Origin of the sequence: Pseudomonas sp. SIMBA_067 (genome assembly GCF_046534675.1) — a bacterium.
Lineage (GTDB): Bacteria > Pseudomonadota > Gammaproteobacteria > Pseudomonadales > Pseudomonadaceae > Aquipseudomonas > Aquipseudomonas putida.
Map to the genome: position 1 here is coordinate 1 of NZ_JAWRYH010000024.1, position 15862 is coordinate 15862.

General features: G+C 57.7%; 12 protein-coding genes, 1 tRNA gene and 1 pseudogene. All 14 read right to left on the minus strand.

Annotated features, from left to right (window positions below):
• On the minus strand, nt 1–377 hold a 377-nt coding region (locus SB765_RS27640; RefSeq protein WP_410912724.1), incomplete at its 3' end, for a GTP-binding protein.
• Between the two features lie 27 nt (nt 378–404).
• Nucleotides 405–2549, minus strand: coding sequence for an elongation factor G (fusA, locus tag SB765_RS27645; RefSeq protein WP_306380436.1), 2145 nt, complete (start codon nt 2547–2549; stop codon nt 405–407).
• Between the two features lie 30 nt (nt 2550–2579).
• Nucleotides 2580–3050 (minus strand): 30S ribosomal protein S7, encoded by a 471-nt coding sequence (gene rpsG, locus SB765_RS27650; protein WP_008089143.1) that lies wholly within the window; start codon nt 3048–3050, stop codon nt 2580–2582.
• A gap of 105 nt (nt 3051–3155) precedes the next feature.
• On the minus strand, nt 3156–3527 hold the full coding sequence (gene rpsL / locus SB765_RS27655) for a 30S ribosomal protein S12 (RefSeq protein WP_003255492.1): 372 nt from the start codon (nt 3525–3527) through the stop codon (nt 3156–3158).
• A gap of 211 nt (nt 3528–3738) precedes the next feature.
• Nucleotides 3739–7938 carry a DNA-directed RNA polymerase subunit beta' gene (gene rpoC, locus SB765_RS27660; RefSeq protein WP_016497743.1) on the minus strand — a complete coding sequence of 1400 codons (4200 nt, stop codon included), beginning with the start codon at nt 7936–7938 and terminating at the stop codon, nt 3739–3741.
• Between the two features lie 64 nt (nt 7939–8002).
• Complete coding sequence (gene rpoB / locus SB765_RS27665) at nt 8003–12076, minus strand: DNA-directed RNA polymerase subunit beta (RefSeq protein WP_016484650.1); 4074 nt, start codon at nt 12074–12076, stop codon at nt 8003–8005.
• Between the two features lie 220 nt (nt 12077–12296).
• Entirely contained in the window at nt 12297–12662 is a 366-nt protein-coding gene (rplL, locus tag SB765_RS27670) for a 50S ribosomal protein L7/L12 (RefSeq protein ID WP_007957596.1), read from the minus strand.
• 77 nt (nt 12663–12739) lie between these two features.
• Nucleotides 12740–13240 carry a 50S ribosomal protein L10 gene (rplJ, locus tag SB765_RS27675; protein ID WP_016497742.1) on the minus strand — a complete coding sequence of 167 codons (501 nt, stop codon included), beginning with the start codon at nt 13238–13240 and terminating at the stop codon, nt 12740–12742.
• Nucleotides 13241–13437: 197 nt separating this feature from the next.
• A complete protein-coding gene (gene rplA, locus SB765_RS27680; RefSeq protein WP_012270232.1) occupies nt 13438–14133 on the minus strand; it encodes a 50S ribosomal protein L1 in 696 nt (231 codons plus the stop codon).
• Nucleotides 14133–14564 (minus strand): 50S ribosomal protein L11, encoded by a 432-nt coding sequence (rplK, locus tag SB765_RS27685; RefSeq protein WP_003255500.1) that lies wholly within the window; start codon nt 14562–14564, stop codon nt 14133–14135. The genes rplA and rplK overlap by 1 nt, the downstream gene beginning before the upstream one ends.
• A 119-nt stretch (nt 14565–14683) precedes the next feature.
• Nucleotides 14684–15217: a transcription termination/antitermination protein NusG gene (nusG, locus tag SB765_RS27690; protein WP_003255501.1), complete on the minus strand. Its 534-nt coding sequence runs from the start codon at nt 15215–15217 to the stop codon at nt 14684–14686.
• A gap of 9 nt (nt 15218–15226) precedes the next feature.
• Nucleotides 15227–15595 (minus strand): preprotein translocase subunit SecE, encoded by a 369-nt coding sequence (gene secE / locus SB765_RS27695; protein WP_016484648.1) that lies wholly within the window; start codon nt 15593–15595, stop codon nt 15227–15229.
• 44 nt (nt 15596–15639) lie between these two features.
• Nucleotides 15640–15715, minus strand: a tRNA-Trp gene (locus SB765_RS27700).
• Between the two features lie 54 nt (nt 15716–15769).
• Nucleotides 15770–15862 (minus strand): annotated as a pseudogene (locus SB765_RS27705) (elongation factor Tu); the annotation flags it as partial.

A 15862-nucleotide genomic window follows, 5' to 3' on the forward strand; every position in this document is an offset into this window, starting at 1 on the left:
ACCTGACGGGACAGCAGGATGTGCTCACGGGTTTGTGGCATCGGACCATCGGCGGCCGAGCAAACCAGGATCGCGCCGTCCATCTGGGCAGCACCGGTGATCATGTTCTTCACGTAGTCAGCGTGACCTGGGCAGTCGACGTGAGCATAGTGACGAATGTTCGAGTTGTACTCGACGTGAGCGGTGTTGATGGTGATACCGCGCGCTTTTTCTTCCGGAGCCGAGTCGATCTTGTCGAACTCAACGACTGCCGAACCGAAAACTTCGGAGCAGACGCGAGTCAGAGCTGCGGTCAGAGTGGTCTTACCGTGGTCAACGTGGCCGATAGTGCCGACGTTAACGTGGGGAAGGGAACGATCAAATTTTTCTTTAGCCACGACAGTGAACCTCTTGCCTAAAGGGGATTAGCCTTGTTTTTTAACGAGTGCTTCGACGATGTTCGACGGAGCTTCGGCGTATTTGGAGAATTCCATGGAGTAGCTTGCGCGACCCTGAGACATGGAACGAACGTCGGTCGCGTAACCGAACATCTCTCCGAGCGGTACCTCAGCAGTGATTACCTTGCCGGACACCGAGTCTTCATTACCCTGGATCATCCCACGACGACGGCTCAGGTCACCCATCACGTCACCCAGGTAATCTTCCGGGGTTACAACTTCGACCTTCATGATCGGCTCAAGAACCACGCCACCACCCTTCTGGGCCAGTTGCTTGGTCGCCATCGAAGCGGCGATTTTGAACGCCATTTCGTTGGAGTCGACGTCGTGGTACGAACCATCGAATACCGTGGCCTTCAGGCCGAGCAGCGGATAACCGGCAACAACGCCGTTTTTCATCTGCTCTTCGATACCCTTCTGGATCGGGGCGATGAATTCCTTAGGAATCACACCACCAACGACTTCGTTGGTGAACACCAGACCTTCGGTGATGTTGCCCTTCTCGTCTACGTCCGGCTCCGAGAAACGGATCCAGCAGTGACCGAACTGACCACGACCGCCCGACTGACGAACGAACTTGCCTTCGATCTCGACGTTGGACTTGGTGATCTTCTCGCGGTACGAAACCTGCGGCTTGCCGATGTTGGCTTCGACGTTGAACTCGCGCTTCATGCGGTCAACGAGGATGTCCAGGTGCAGCTCACCCATGCCCGAGATGATGGTCTGGCCAGTCTCTTCGTCGGTTTTGACGCGGAACGACGGGTCTTCCTGGGCCAGCTTGCCCAGTGCAATACCCATCTTCTCCTGGTCAGCCTTGGTTTTCGGCTCTACGGAGAGCGAAATGACCGGCTCAGGGAAGTCCATACGCTCAAGGATGATTGGCTTGTCGGCGTTGCACAGGGTTTCGCCCGTGGTCACGTCCTTCATGCCGATCAGTGCAGCGATGTCGCCAGCGCGCACTTCCTTGATCTCTTCACGCTGGTTCGCGTGCATCTGCACCATACGACCAACGCGCTCTTTCTTGCCCTTGACCGAGTTGATGACGGAGTCACCGGAGGTCAGAACGCCCGAGTAGACGCGAACGAAGGTCAGAGTACCCACGAACGGGTCAGTCGCGATCTTGAACGCCAGAGCCGAGAACGGCTCGTTGTCGTCGGCGTGACGCACGTCTTTACGAACAGCCGGATCTTCTTTGTCCAGCTCCTTGTCGTCCGGGTTGATACCCTGGATTGCAGGGATCTCGGTCGGAGCAGGCAGGTAGTCGATGACGGCGTCGAGAACCAGGGGAACGCCCTTGTTCTTGAACGACGAACCGCAGACGGCCGGTACGATTTCGCTGGCCAGGGTGCGCGCGCGCAGACCGGCTTTGATCTCTTCGACGGTCAGCTCTTCGCCTTCCAGGTACTTGTTCATCAGCTCTTCGCTGGCCTCGGCAGCCGCTTCAACCATGTTGGAGCGCCACTCTTGAGCCAGCTCCAGCATATCGGCAGGAATTTCTTCCTCGCGATAAGTGGTGCCTTTGTCGTCTTCGTTCCAGTAGATAGCCTTCATCTTGATCAGGTCGACCTGACCCTGGAAGTTATCTTCCGAACCGATGGCCAGCTGAACAGGAACCGGGGTGTGACCCAGACGGTTCTTGATCTGACCTACGACGCGCAGGAAGTTAGCACCGGCACGGTCCATCTTGTTCACGTAGACAACACGTGGAACGCCGTACTTGTTGGCCTGACGCCATACGGTTTCGGACTGAGGCTCAACGCCGGAGGTACCGCAGAACACAACGACCGCGCCGTCGAGTACGCGCAGCGAACGCTCTACTTCAATGGTGAAGTCAACGTGGCCGGGGGTATCGATAACGTTTACACGGTAGTTGTCATACTGACCAACAGAACCTTTCCAGAAGGTGGTAACGGCAGCGGAGGTAATGGTGATACCCCGCTCCTGCTCCTGCACCATCCAGTCGGTGGTCGCGGCGCCATCATGCACCTCGCCCATCTTGTGGCTCAGGCCTGTGTAGAACAGGATCCGCTCGGTAGTGGTGGTCTTGCCCGCGTCAACGTGGGCACAGATACCAATGTTACGGTAGCGGTTAATTGCTGTAGTACGAGCCATAAAGCCCTCGCAAAATGATTGATGCCTGAATTAGAAGCGGTAGTGCGAGAACGCTTTGTTGGCTTCAGCCATACGGTGAACGTCTTCACGCTTCTTGACTGCAGCACCTTTGCCTTCAGCGGCATCCAGCAGCTCGCCAGCCAGGCGCAGAGCCATCGACTTCTCGCCACGCTTGCGGGCGTAGTCTACGAGCCAGCGCATTGCCAGAGCATTACGACGGGATGGACGAACTTCAACCGGAACCTGGTAAGTGGCACCGCCGACACGACGGGACTTTACTTCGACCAGCGGAGCGATGGCGTCGAGAGCTTTCTCGAAGATTTCCAGGGGGTCGCTGTTCTTGCGCTCTTTGACCTTGTCCAGTGCACCGTAAACGATGCGCTCGGCCACGGCCTTCTTGCCGCTTTCCATCACGTGGTTCATGAACTTGGCGAGGATTTGGGATCCGTATTTAGGATCGTCCAGAATCTCACGTTTTGCTGCTACACGACGTCTTGGCATGATAAGCCCTCAAACGGTCTTCAGGTTAGCCCGGGACGTGGGTCTACGACCCCTGCCCGACCTTACTCTTATCGACTCAAAAAATGGATGTGTGCAAACGGCCGATTACTTCGGACGCTTGGTACCGTACTTCGAACGACCCTGGTTACGGCCTTTAACGCCCGAAGTATCCAGAGAGCCGCGAACGGTGTGGTAACGAACACCTGGCAAGTCTTTAACACGGCCGCCACGGATCAGGACGACGCTGTGCTCTTGCAGGTTGTGGCCTTCACCGCCGATGTACGAGGAAACCTCGAAACCGTTGGTCAGACGCACACGGCATACTTTACGCAGTGCCGAGTTAGGTTTTTTCGGCGTGGTGGTGTACACACGGGTGCACACGCCACGACGTTGCGGGCAGTTCTGCAGCGCAGGAACGTCGGATTTCTCGACCGAACGCTTACGCGGCTGACGTACCAGCTGGTTGATAGTTGCCATCTACTAGCTCCACTGATTGTCTTGCGACTCTATTGTCTTGCAAGAAAGCCAAAAATTGGCGAGACGGAGCCTCACCAAATTTAAGGGTACAAAAGTCTACGGAGGATCTTGCACCCAGTCAAGACAAGGCCCCGGCCCTCCTCGCCCGATCATCGGCAACAATTCATGTCACCGATGGCCGATCGAGGCTTGCCGGGGCCCTGCCCTGTACTTAGTTACCGCTGGAATTCAGCGCTTCGGTCAGTGCGGCTTCCACCTCACTGGCGCTTACACGCAGCGGTTTGTCGGCTTCACGGCGACGCTTGCGCTCGCTGTGGTAGGCCAGACCAGTACCCGCCGGGATCAGACGACCCACGACGACGTTCTCTTTCAGGCCGCGCAGGTAGTCGCGCTTGCCGGTTACCGCCGCTTCGGTCAGTACGCGGGTAGTTTCCTGGAAGGAAGCCGCGGAAATGAACGATTCGGTCGACAGCGAGGCCTTGGTGATACCCAGCAGCACGCGAGTGAACTTCGAGATGAACTTGTCTTCGCCGGCGAGACGCTCGTTCTCGACCAGTACGTGAGTCAGTTCCATCTGGTCGCCCTTGATGAAGCTGGAATCGCCCGACTCAGAGATCTCGACCTTGCGCAGCATCTGACGCAGGATGGTCTCGATGTGCTTGTCGTTGATCTTAACGCCTTGCAGACGGTAAACGTCCTGGATCTCGTTGACGATGTACTTCGCCAGCGCGCTCACACCCAGCAGGCGCAGGATGTCGTGCGGATCGCTCGGGCCGTCGGAGATAACTTCGCCGCGGTTTACCTGTTCGCCTTCGAAGACGTTCAGGTGGCGCCACTTCGGAATCAGCTCTTCGTACGGATCGCTACCGTCGGTCGGAGTGATGACCAGACGACGCTTGCCCTTGGTCTCTTTACCGAACGCGATGGTACCGCTGACTTCAGCCAGAATCGAGGCTTCTTTCGGACGACGCGCTTCGAACAAGTCAGCTACGCGTGGCAGACCACCGGTGATGTCACGGGTCTTCGACGTTTCTTGCGGGATACGCGCGATAACGTCACCAACACCGATCTGCGCACCGTCAGCAACACCCACCAAGGCGTTGGCTGGCAGGAAGTACTGCGCCGGTACGTCGGTACCTGGCAGGTACAGGTCCTTGCCATTGGCGTCGACCATCTTGATTGCCGGACGGATTTCCTTGCCTGCGGCAGGGCGATCCTTGACGTCCAGTACTTCAATGTTGGTCAGGCCGGTCAGTTCGTCGGTCTGACGCTTGATGGTGATGTTTTCTTCCATGCCCACGAAGGTCACGGTACCTTTCAGCTCGGTAACGATCGGGTGGGTGTGCGGGTCCCACTTGGCGACGATGGCGCCAGCTTCGACCTTCTCACCTTCCTTGACCGAAATCACCGCACCGTAAGGCAGCTTGTAACGCTCACGCTCACGACCGAATTCGTCGGCAATGGCCAACTCACCGGAACGCGAAACAGCAACCAGGTTGCCATCAGCGCGCACGACATGCTTCAGGTTGTGCAGACGTACCATACCGCCGTTCTTCACCTGGACGCTGTCGGCAGCCGAAGTACGGCTTGCAGCACCACCGATGTGGAACGTACGCATGGTCAGCTGGGTACCCGGCTCACCGATCGACTGTGCAGCGATAACGCCGACAGCTTCACCGATGTTCACCTGGTGACCACGCGCCAGGTCACGACCGTAGCACTTGGCACAGATACCGAAGCGGGTTTCACAGTTGATCGGCGAACGTACGATAACTTCGTCGATGCTGTTCAGCTCGATGAACTCGACCCACTGCTCGTCTACCAGGGTACCGGCCGGAACGATGACGTCCTCGGTGCCTGGCTTGAATACGTCACGGGCGATGACACGGCCCAGTACACGCTCACCCAACGGCTCTACAACGTCACCGCCTTCAATGTGCGGAGTCATCAGCAGGCCTTGGTCGGTACCGCAGTCGATCTCGGTCACAACCAGGTCTTGCGCAACGTCTACCAGACGACGGGTCAGGTAACCGGAGTTCGCAGTCTTCAAGGCGGTATCCGCCAGACCTTTACGAGCACCGTGGGTCGAGATGAAGTACTGAAGTACGCTCAGACCTTCACGGAAGTTCGCGGTGATCGGCGTCTCGATGATCGAGCCGTCCGGCTTGGCCATCAGGCCACGCATACCGGCCAGCTGACGGATCTGGGCAGCGGAACCCCGCGCACCGGAGTCAGCCATCATGTACATCGAGTTGAAGGACTCTTGCTCGACTTCTTTGCCTTCGCGGTCGATGACTTTCTCTTTCGAGAGGTTGGCCATCATCGCCTTGGACACTTCGTCGTTCGCCTTCGACCACAAGTCGATGACCTTGTTGTACTTCTCGCCCTGGGTTACCAGGCCGGAGGCGTACTGGCTCTCGATTTCCTTCACTTCATCGGTAGCGCTGTTGATGATGCGCGCTTTCTCATCCGGGATGACAAAGTCGTTCACACCAATGGACACGCCAGAGATGGTGGAGTAAGCGAAACCGGTGTACATCAGCTGGTCGGCGAAGATAACGGTCTCTTTCAGACCAACCACGCGGTAGCACTGGTTGATCAGCTTGGAGATCGCCTTTTTCTTCATCGGCTGGTTGACGACATCGTACGGCAGGCCTGCTGGCACAACCTGGAACAGCAGCGCACGGCCGACGGTGGTGTCGACGATACGGGTGTTCTTGGTCGAGCTGCCATCACGGTCATTCACGGTCTCGTTGATACGGACCTTGATTTTCGCGTGCAGGGCAGCCTCGCCGGCGCGGAATACGCGGTCGACTTCCTGCAGGTCGGCGAATACGCGACCCTCGCCCTTGGCGTTGATGGCTTCACGGGTCATGTAGTACAGACCCAGTACAACGTCCTGCGACGGAACGATGATTGGCTCACCGTTGGCTGGCGACAGAATGTTGTTGGTCGACATCATCAGCGCGCGCGCTTCGAGCTGAGCTTCCAGGGTCAGCGGCACGTGAACGGCCATCTGGTCACCGTCGAAGTCGGCGTTGTACGCGGCACAGACCAGCGGGTGAAGCTGGATGGCCTTACCTTCGATGAGCACAGGCTCGAACGCCTGGATACCCAGACGGTGAAGGGTCGGTGCACGGTTGAGCAGTACGGGGTGTTCGCGAATCACTTCGGCGAGAACGTCCCACACCTCCGGCAGCTCGCGCTCGACCATCTTCTTGGCAGCTTTGATGGTGGTCGCCAGACCACGCATTTCCAGCTTGCCGAAAATGAACGGCTTGAACAGCTCGAGGGCCATCTTCTTCGGCAGACCGCACTGGTGCAGACGCAGGGTCGGGCCTACGGTAATTACCGAACGACCGGAGTAGTCAACACGCTTACCGAGCAAGTTCTGACGGAAGCGACCTTGCTTACCTTTGATCATGTCGGCCAGGGACTTCAGCGGACGCTTGTTCGAGCCAGTGATGGCGCGACCGCGACGGCCGTTGTCCAGCAGGGCGTCGACCGCTTCCTGCAGCATGCGCTTTTCGTTGCGCACGATGATGTCCGGCGCGGACAGATCAAGCAGGCGCTTCAGACGGTTGTTACGGTTGATCACCCGACGATACAGGTCGTTCAGGTCGGAGGTCGCGAAGCGGCCGCCATCCAGCGGTACCAGCGGACGCAGGTCCGGCGGCAGTACTGGCAGTACGGTCAGGACCATCCACTCAGGCAAGTTGCCCGAGCCCTGGAAAGCTTCCATCAGCTTCAGGCGCTTGGACAGCTTCTTGATTTTGGTTTCCGAGTTGGTCTGCGGAATCTCTTCACGCAGGCGACCGATCTCGTGCTCCAGGTCGATAGCGTGCAGCAGCTCGCGGACAGCCTCGGCACCCATGCGGGCGTCGAAGTCGTCACCGAACTCTTCCAGCGCTTCGAAGTACTGCTCGTCGTTCAGCAGCTGACCCTTTTCAAGGGTGGTCATGCCCGGGTCGATAACGACGTAGCTCTCGAAGTAGAGAACCCGCTCGATATCACGCAGGGTCATGTCCATCAGCAGGCCGATACGGGACGGCAGCGACTTCAGGAACCAGATGTGGGCAACCGGCGAGGCCAGTTCGATGTGCGCCATGCGCTCACGACGAACCTTGGCCAGGGCAACTTCAACGCCGCACTTCTCGCAGATTACGCCGCGGTGCTTGAGGCGCTTGTACTTGCCGCACAGGCACTCGTAGTCCTTGACTGGGCCAAAGATCTTGGCGCAGAACAGGCCGTCACGCTCAGGTTTGAACGTACGGTAGTTGATGGTTTCCGGCTTCTTAACTTCACCGAACGACCACGAACGGATCATCTCAGGTGACGCCAGCCCGATACGGATGGCGTCGAACTCTTCGACTTGACCCTGGTTTTTCAGCAAATTCAGTAGGTCTTTCAAGGCCTTTCCTCCTGGCGGAGCAGGGAGCGGGCAATACCTGCCCCACTCCCCTTCGCGTCACGTGTTATTCGGTTTCCAGATCGATATCGATACCGAGCGAACGGATCTCTTTGATCAACACGTTGAAGGACTCGGGCATGCCCGGCTCCATACGGTGATCGCCATCCACGATGTTCTTGTACATCTTGGTACGGCCGTTCACGTCGTCCGACTTCACTGTGAGCATTTCTTGCAGGGTGTATGCCGCGCCGTATGCTTCCAGCGCCCACACTTCCATCTCCCCGAAACGCTGACCACCGAACTGCGCCTTACCACCCAGCGGCTGCTGGGTAACCAGGCTGTAGGAACCAGTGGAACGCGCGTGCATCTTGTCGTCCACCAAGTGGTTCAGCTTGAGCATGTACATGTAACCAACGGTCACTGGACGCTCGAACTTGTTGCCGGTACGGCCATCGAACAGCACCATCTGGCCGCTCTCTGGCAGATCGGCCAGCTTCAGCATGGCCTTGATCTCGCTTTCCTTGGCACCATCGAAGACCGGGGTAGCCATTGGCACGCCTTTCTTCAGGTTGTGGGCCAGGGCCAGGATCTCTTCGTCGGTGAACTCGGCGAGGTTTTCCTGACGACCACCGATCTCGTTGTAGACCTCGGTCAGGAATACGCGCAGCTCAGCGGCTTTGCGTTGCTCTTCGATCATGCGGTCGATCTTCTCGCCCAGGCCCTTGGCCGCGAGGCCCAGGTGGGTTTCCAGGATCTGACCAACGTTCATACGCGAAGGTACGCCCAGCGGGTTCAGTACGACGTCGACCGGAGTACCGTTGGCATCATGCGGCATGTCTTCAACCGGCATGATTACCGAGACAACACCCTTGTTACCGTGACGACCAGCCATCTTGTCACCCGGCTGGATGCGACGGCGGATTGCCAGGTAGACCTTGACGATCTTCAGTACGCCAGGTGCCAGGTCATCGCCCTGCTGCAGCTTGCGTTTCTTGTCTTCGAACTTGTCATCCAGCAGACGGCGACGGTCGACGATGTACTGCTGAGCCTTTTCCAGCTGCTCATTCAGTGCATCTTCAGCCATGCGGAGTTTGAACCACTGGCCGTGCTCCAGACCGTCCAGCACTTCGTCGGTGACCACGGTGCCTTTCTTCAGGCCCGCACCACCGTCGACCACTTGGCCGTTCAGAGCAGAACGCAGACGCTCGAAGGTTGCGCCTTCGACGATGCGGAACTCTTCGTTGAGGTCCTTGCGGATCTCGTCCAGCTGCATCTTCTCGATGGCCAGGGCGCGGCTGTCGCGCTCGACGCCATCACGGGTGAAGACCTGGACGTCAATGACGGTACCCTTGGTGCCGGTTGGCACGCGCAGGGAGGTGTCTTTAACGTCACTGGCCTTCTCACCGAAGATTGCACGCAGCAGTTTTTCTTCCGGGGTCAGCTGGGTTTCGCCTTTTGGCGTGACCTTGCCAACCAGGATGTCGCCAGCGCCGACTTCAGCACCCACGTAAACGATACCGGCTTCGTCCAGTTTGTTCAGTGCAGCTTCACCCACGTTCGGGATGTCCGCAGTGATTTCCTCTGGGCCAAGCTTGGTGTCACGCGCCACACAGGTCAGTTCCTGAATGTGGATGGTGGTGAAGCGATCTTCCTGAACCACACGCTCGGACAGGCAGATGGAGTCTTCGAAGTTGAAGCCGTTCCATGCCATGAACGCGATGCGCATGTTCTGACCCAGCGCCAGTTCACCCATGTCGGTGGACGGGCCGTCGGCCATGATGTCGCTACGCTGAACCTTGTCACCCTTGCTCACCAGCGGACGCTGGTTGATGCAGGTGTTCTGGTTCGAACGGGTGTACTTGGTCAGGTTGTAGATATCTACACCTGCTTCGCCGGTTTCCACTTCGTCGTCGTTAACGCGAACAACGATACGGCTGGCGTCGACCGAGTCGATCACGCCACCACGGCGAGCAACCACGCAGACACCGGAGTCACGGGCAACGTTGCGCTCCATGCCGGTACCTACCAGCGGCTTGTCGGCACGCAGGGTCGGTACAGCCTGACGCTGCATGTTCGAACCCATCAACGCACGGTTGGCGTCGTCGTGCTCGAGGAACGGAATCAGCGACGCAGCAACAGAAACAACCTGCTTCGGCGAAACGTCCATCAGGGTGACGTCTTCCGGCGCCTTGACGGTGAATTCGTTCAGGTGACGAACAGCTACCAGCTCATCGATCAGTTGCTTCTTGTCGTTCATCGCGGCCGAAGCCTGGGCGATGACGTGGTCCGCTTCTTCGATTGCCGACAGGAACACGATGTCGTCGCTGACAACGCCTTCCTTCACCACGCGGTACGGGCTTTCCAGGAAGCCGTACTGGTTGGTGCGGGCATAGGCTGCCAGGGAGTTGATCAGACCGATGTTCGGACCTTCAGGGGTCTCGATCGGGCACACACGGCCGTAGTGGGTCGGGTGTACGTCACGGACTTCGAAGCCAGCACGCTCACGGGTCAGACCGCCCGGGCCGAGTGCAGAGACGCGGCGCTTGTGGGTGATCTCGGAGAGCGGGTTGTTCTGGTCCATGAACTGGGACAGCTGGCTGGAACCGAAGAACTCTTTCACCGCCGCCGCAACCGGCTTGGCGTTGATCAGGTCTTGCGGCATCAAGCCTTCGCTTTCCGCCATCGACAGACGCTCCTTGACCGCGCGCTCTACACGCACCAGGCCAACGCGGAACTGGTTTTCGGCCATCTCGCCGACGCAACGAACGCGACGGTTACCCAGGTGGTCGATGTCGTCGACGATGCCTTTGCCGTTACGGATATCGACCAGGGTCTTGAGGACCTCGACGATGTCTTCCTTGCTCAGCACGCCCGAACCTTCGATCTCGGTACGACCGATACGACGGTTGAACTTCATGCGGCCCACTGCGGACAGGTCGTAGCGCTCGGCGCTGAAGAACAGGTTGTTGAACAGGGTCTCGGCAGCATCCTTGGTCGGCGGCTCGCCTGGACGCATCATGCGGTAGATCTCGACCAGAGCTTCCAGCTGGTTGCTGGTGGTGTCGATCTTCAGGGTGTCGGAGATGAACGGACCGCAATCGATGTCGTTGGTGTAGAGGGTCTCGATACGGACGACCTGTGCCTTGGCGACTTTGATCAGCAGATCAGTGGTGAGCTCGGTATTGCACTCGGCCAGGATCTCGCCAGTAGCCGGGTGCACGATGGCCTTGGCAGTGGTGCGACCCAGGACGTATTCCATTGGAACGTCCAGCTGCTTGACGCCGGCCTTCTCGAGCTGATTGATGTGGCGCGCAGTGATACGGCGGCCCTGCTCAACGATGACTTTGCCGGTTTCGTCATGGATGTCCATGACTGCAACTTCACCACGCAGACGCTGCGGTACCAGTTCCAGGCTGAGCTTCTCGCCGGAAATGTGGAACACGTTGGTGGTGTAGAAGGTGTTCAGCACTTCTTCAGTGCTGTAACCCAGGGCGCGCAGCAGCACCGACGCCGGCAGTTTGCGGCGACGGTCGATACGCACGAACACGCAGTCTTTCGGGTCGAACTCGAAGTCCAGCCACGAACCGCGGTAAGGGATGATGCGAGCGGAGTACAGCAGCTTGCCGGAGCTGTGAGTCTTGCCACGGTCGTGGTCGAAGAACACACCAGGCGAACGGTGCAGCTGGGAAACGATCACACGCTCGGTACCGTTGATAACGAAGGTACCGTTCTCAGTCATCAGGGGGATTTCACCCATGTAGACTTCTTGCTCTTTGATGTCCTTGATCGCTTTGTTCGACGATTCCTTGTCGAAGATGATCAGGCGCACCTTGACCCGCAGTGGGACCGCGAAGGTCACGCCACGCAGGACACATTCCTTAACATCGAAGGCAGGCTCGCCCAGGCGATAGCCTACGTACTCCAGGGCAGCATTGCCGGAGTAGCTGATGATCGGGAATACCGATTTGAAGGCCGCGTGCAGGCCGACGTCGCGGAACTGATCCTTGGATGCTCCCGCTTGCAGGAATTCGCGATACGAATCCAGCTGGATGGCCAGGAGGTAAGGCACATCCATGACGTCCGGCAACTTGCTAAAGTCCTTGCGGATACGTTTTTTCTCAGTGTATGAGTAAGCCATCAGCGTTCCCCAGCTTGGTCACCTGCTTGTTTGGCTTCTCCCGGCGGGAGCAGCCAGAAAATCGTGCAAACCCCTTGGTTTGCGCCACCCACGTGGGTGTCTTGCAGCTTGTTATCGGGGCCGGCTTGACCGACCGCCAATAACGGAAAAAGGCCGGTGGCATAAGCCACCAGCCATCAGCCTTGTGCTCAACGCTCAGGCTGGCATCGCAAAGTCGAAATTACTTCAGCTCGACTTTAGCGCCTGCTTCTTCCAGCTTCTTCTTAGCGTCTTCAGCGGCTTCTTTCGAAACGCCTTCAGCTACAACCTGAGGAGCGCCATCGACTTTCTCTTTGGCTTCTTTCAGGCCCAGACCGGTCAGCTCGCGAACGGCTTTAATCACGTTCACTTTCTTCTCGCCGGCTTCAACCAGAACAACGTTGAACTCGGTCTGCTCTTCAACAACAGCGGCAGCAGCAGCTGGGCCAGCAGCGGCAACAGCAGCGGTCACGCCGAAGGTTTCTTCCATTGCTTTGATCAGCTCAACAACTTCCAGAACGGTTTTCTGGCCGATTGCTTCGATGATTTGCTCGTTAGTCAGGGACATGACTTAAATCCTGTATTGGGGTGAAGGCCTACGCAGCCATCAAATTAAACAAATGATTTTGAAAGAGTTCGCGTGCCTTAGGCAGCGGTAGCTTCTTTCTGGTCGCGAATGGCTGCCAGAGTACGAGCCAGCTTGCTGGTGGCGCCTTGAATAACGCTCATCAGTCGTGCAATAGCTTCGTCGCGGGTCGGCAGGGTAGCCAACACGTCGATCTGGTTCGCTGCAATGAAATTGCCGTCAAACGCAGCTGCCTTGATCTCGAACTTGTCCTGACCCTTGGCGAACTCTTTGAACAGACGAGCAGCAGCGCCCGGGTGTTCGTTGGAGAAAGCAATCAGGGTCGGGCCTTTGAACGCGTCGCTGAGGATCGAAAATTCGGTGCCTTCAACAGCGCGCTTGAGCAGGGTGTTACGTACGACACGTACGTAAACGCCAGCCTCGCGGGCCTCTTTACGGAGTCCGGTCATTGCGCCTACAGTCACACCACGGGCATCAGCCACAACAGCGGACAGAGCGACTTTGGCAGCCTCGTTGACTTCAGCGACGATGGCCTTCTTGTCTTCGAGTTTAATTGCCACGGGTTTACTCCTGGTTTTTACCGTTTCATCTGGCCGAAGCCGGATGTCGTTTTGGTGTCTGATTCGGTAACGAATCGGGAGCACCATCTGCGTGGGCTGGTGTTTTAAGGCTTGCGCCACCTACGGTCTTGGATAGCCCCCGCCAGGCAGGGACCCCAATTTTTGCTGGCGGCGCGACGAGTCGCACCGCCATGTTCTTACACGTTCAGCGAGCTCTGATCGATGACCAGACCTGGGCCCATGGTGGTGCTCAGGGTAACGCGCTTGACGTAGATACCTTTCGAGGAAGCAGGCTTGATACGCTTCAGATCAGCGATCAGGGCTTCAACGTTTTCCTTCAGCTTGCCAGCTTCAAAGCCGACCTTGCCAACGGAGGTGTGGATGATACCGTTTTTGTCGGTACGGTAGCGAACCTGACCAGCCTTGGCGTTTTTCACGGCAGTGGCTACGTCTGGGCTAACGGTACCAACTTTCGGGTTAGGCATCAGGCCGCGAGGACCCAGAACCTGACCCAGCTGACCTACAACGCGCATGGCATCAGGCGATGCGATGACTACGTCATAGTTCAGGTCGCCGGCTTTCATTTCGGCAGCCAGATCGTCCATACCTACGCGGTCAGCGCCGGCAGCCAGAGCGGCTTCAGCAGCTGGACCCTGGGTGAAGACGGCAACGCGAACGGTCTTGCCAGTGCCGTGTGGCAGCACAGTAGCGCTACGAACGACCTGGTCGGATTTACGCGGGTCAACACCGAGGTTAACGGCGATGTCGTAGGACTCGACGAACTTGGCAGCAGGCAGCGAGGCCAGCAGAGTTGCCGCTTCTTCGAAGTTGTAGGACTTGCCTGCTTCGATTTTCTCGGCGATTGCCTTTTGGCGTTTGGTCAGCTTAGCCATTACACACCCTCCACGTTCAGGCCCATGCTGCGGGCAGAGCCAGCGATGGTGCGTACAGCAGCGTCCAGGTCAGCAGCGGTCAGATCAGCCTGTTTTGCCTTGGCGATGTCTTCCAGCTGAGCGCGGGTAACGGTACCGACTTTAACGGTGTTCGGACGAGCCGAACCACTGGTCAGGCCAGCAGCTTTCTTCAGCAGAACCGAGGCAGGGGTGCTCTTGGTCTCGAAGGTGAAGCTACGGTCGCTGTAGACAGTGATGATCACAGGAGTCGGCAGGCCGGCTTCTTGACCCTGAGTACGGGCGTTGAAGGCCTTGCAGAATTCCATGATGTTCACACCGTGTTGGCCCAGTGCTGGACCAACGGGTGGGCTTGGGTTGGCCTGGCCGGCCTTAACTTGCAGCTTGATGTAAGCCTGAATCTTCTTAGCCATGAGCTACTCCAAAATCGGGTACGAACGCCTGATGGCTCCCCGGATGACTTGCGTTTTATCCCAGTGACGACAAAACCCCGCAACACACAGGGCTGCGGGGTTTGGGATGCTTCGTCCGCCTAGACCTTTTCGACCTGGCTGAACTCGAGCTCCACCGGAGTAGAGCGACCGAAAATGAGCACCGCCACCTGGAGGCGACTCTTTTCGTAGTTAACTTCTTCGACACTACCATTGAAGTCAGCGAACGGACCGTCAATGACACGAACCACTTCACCCGGCTCGAACAGCGTCTTGGGCTTCGGCTTGTCGCTGCCGTCGGCAACGCGACGCAGGATGGCTTCAGCTTCTTTGTCGGTGATCGGTGCAGGCTTATCTGCGGTACCGCCAATAAAGCCCATCACGCGAGGGGTATCCTTGACCAAGTGCCAAGTCCCTTCGTTCATCTCCATCTGGACCAGTACATAGCCAGGGAAGAATTTACGCTCACTCTTGCGCTTCTGGCCGTTGCGCATTTCAACGACTTCTTCGGTCGGAACCAAGATCTCGCCGAAACCGTCTTCCATGCCAGCCAGCTTGACGCGCTCGATCAGGGAGCGCATTACATGCTTCTCGTAACCCGAGTAAGCATGCACAACATACCAACGCTTAGCCACGGGACACCTTTAGCCAACGATCAGGGAGACCGCCCAGCCGAGCAGGGAATCAAGACCCCACAGCAGCAGTGCCATAACCAGCACGACAGCCACGACAATCAGCGTGGTCTGGGTGGTTTCCTGGCGGGTCGGCCACACGACTTTACGGATTTCGGTACGAGCTTCCTTCGCCAGCGCAAAGAACGACTTGCCCTTCGCAGTCTGCAGAGCTACAAAGCCCGCGACAGCAGCCAGGACGAGAAGTGCAAGGACGCGATACAGGATCGGAGACGCGGAGTAATATTGATTACCCACAACAGCTACAACCACCAAAGCAACTACAGCCAGCCACTTGAATAGATCAAAACGCGATTCTTGGGCTTCAGTTTTGGGAGTCATCGAGGAGGATCCTGTAAGAAGAAAGCCATCACACCGAAGTGAAATGGCAGGTCAGGAGGGAATCGAACCCCCAACCTACGGTTTTGGAGACCGTCGCTCTGCCAATTGAGCTACTGACCTGTAACGCTGTATCAGGCCGGCCATTATACCGGCCTGATCAAGTAAATCAACTACTTATTCAATAATTTTTGCTACGACGCCGGCGCCGACGGTACGACCGCCTTCACGGATAGCGAAGCGCAGACCGTCTTCCATTGCGATGGTCTT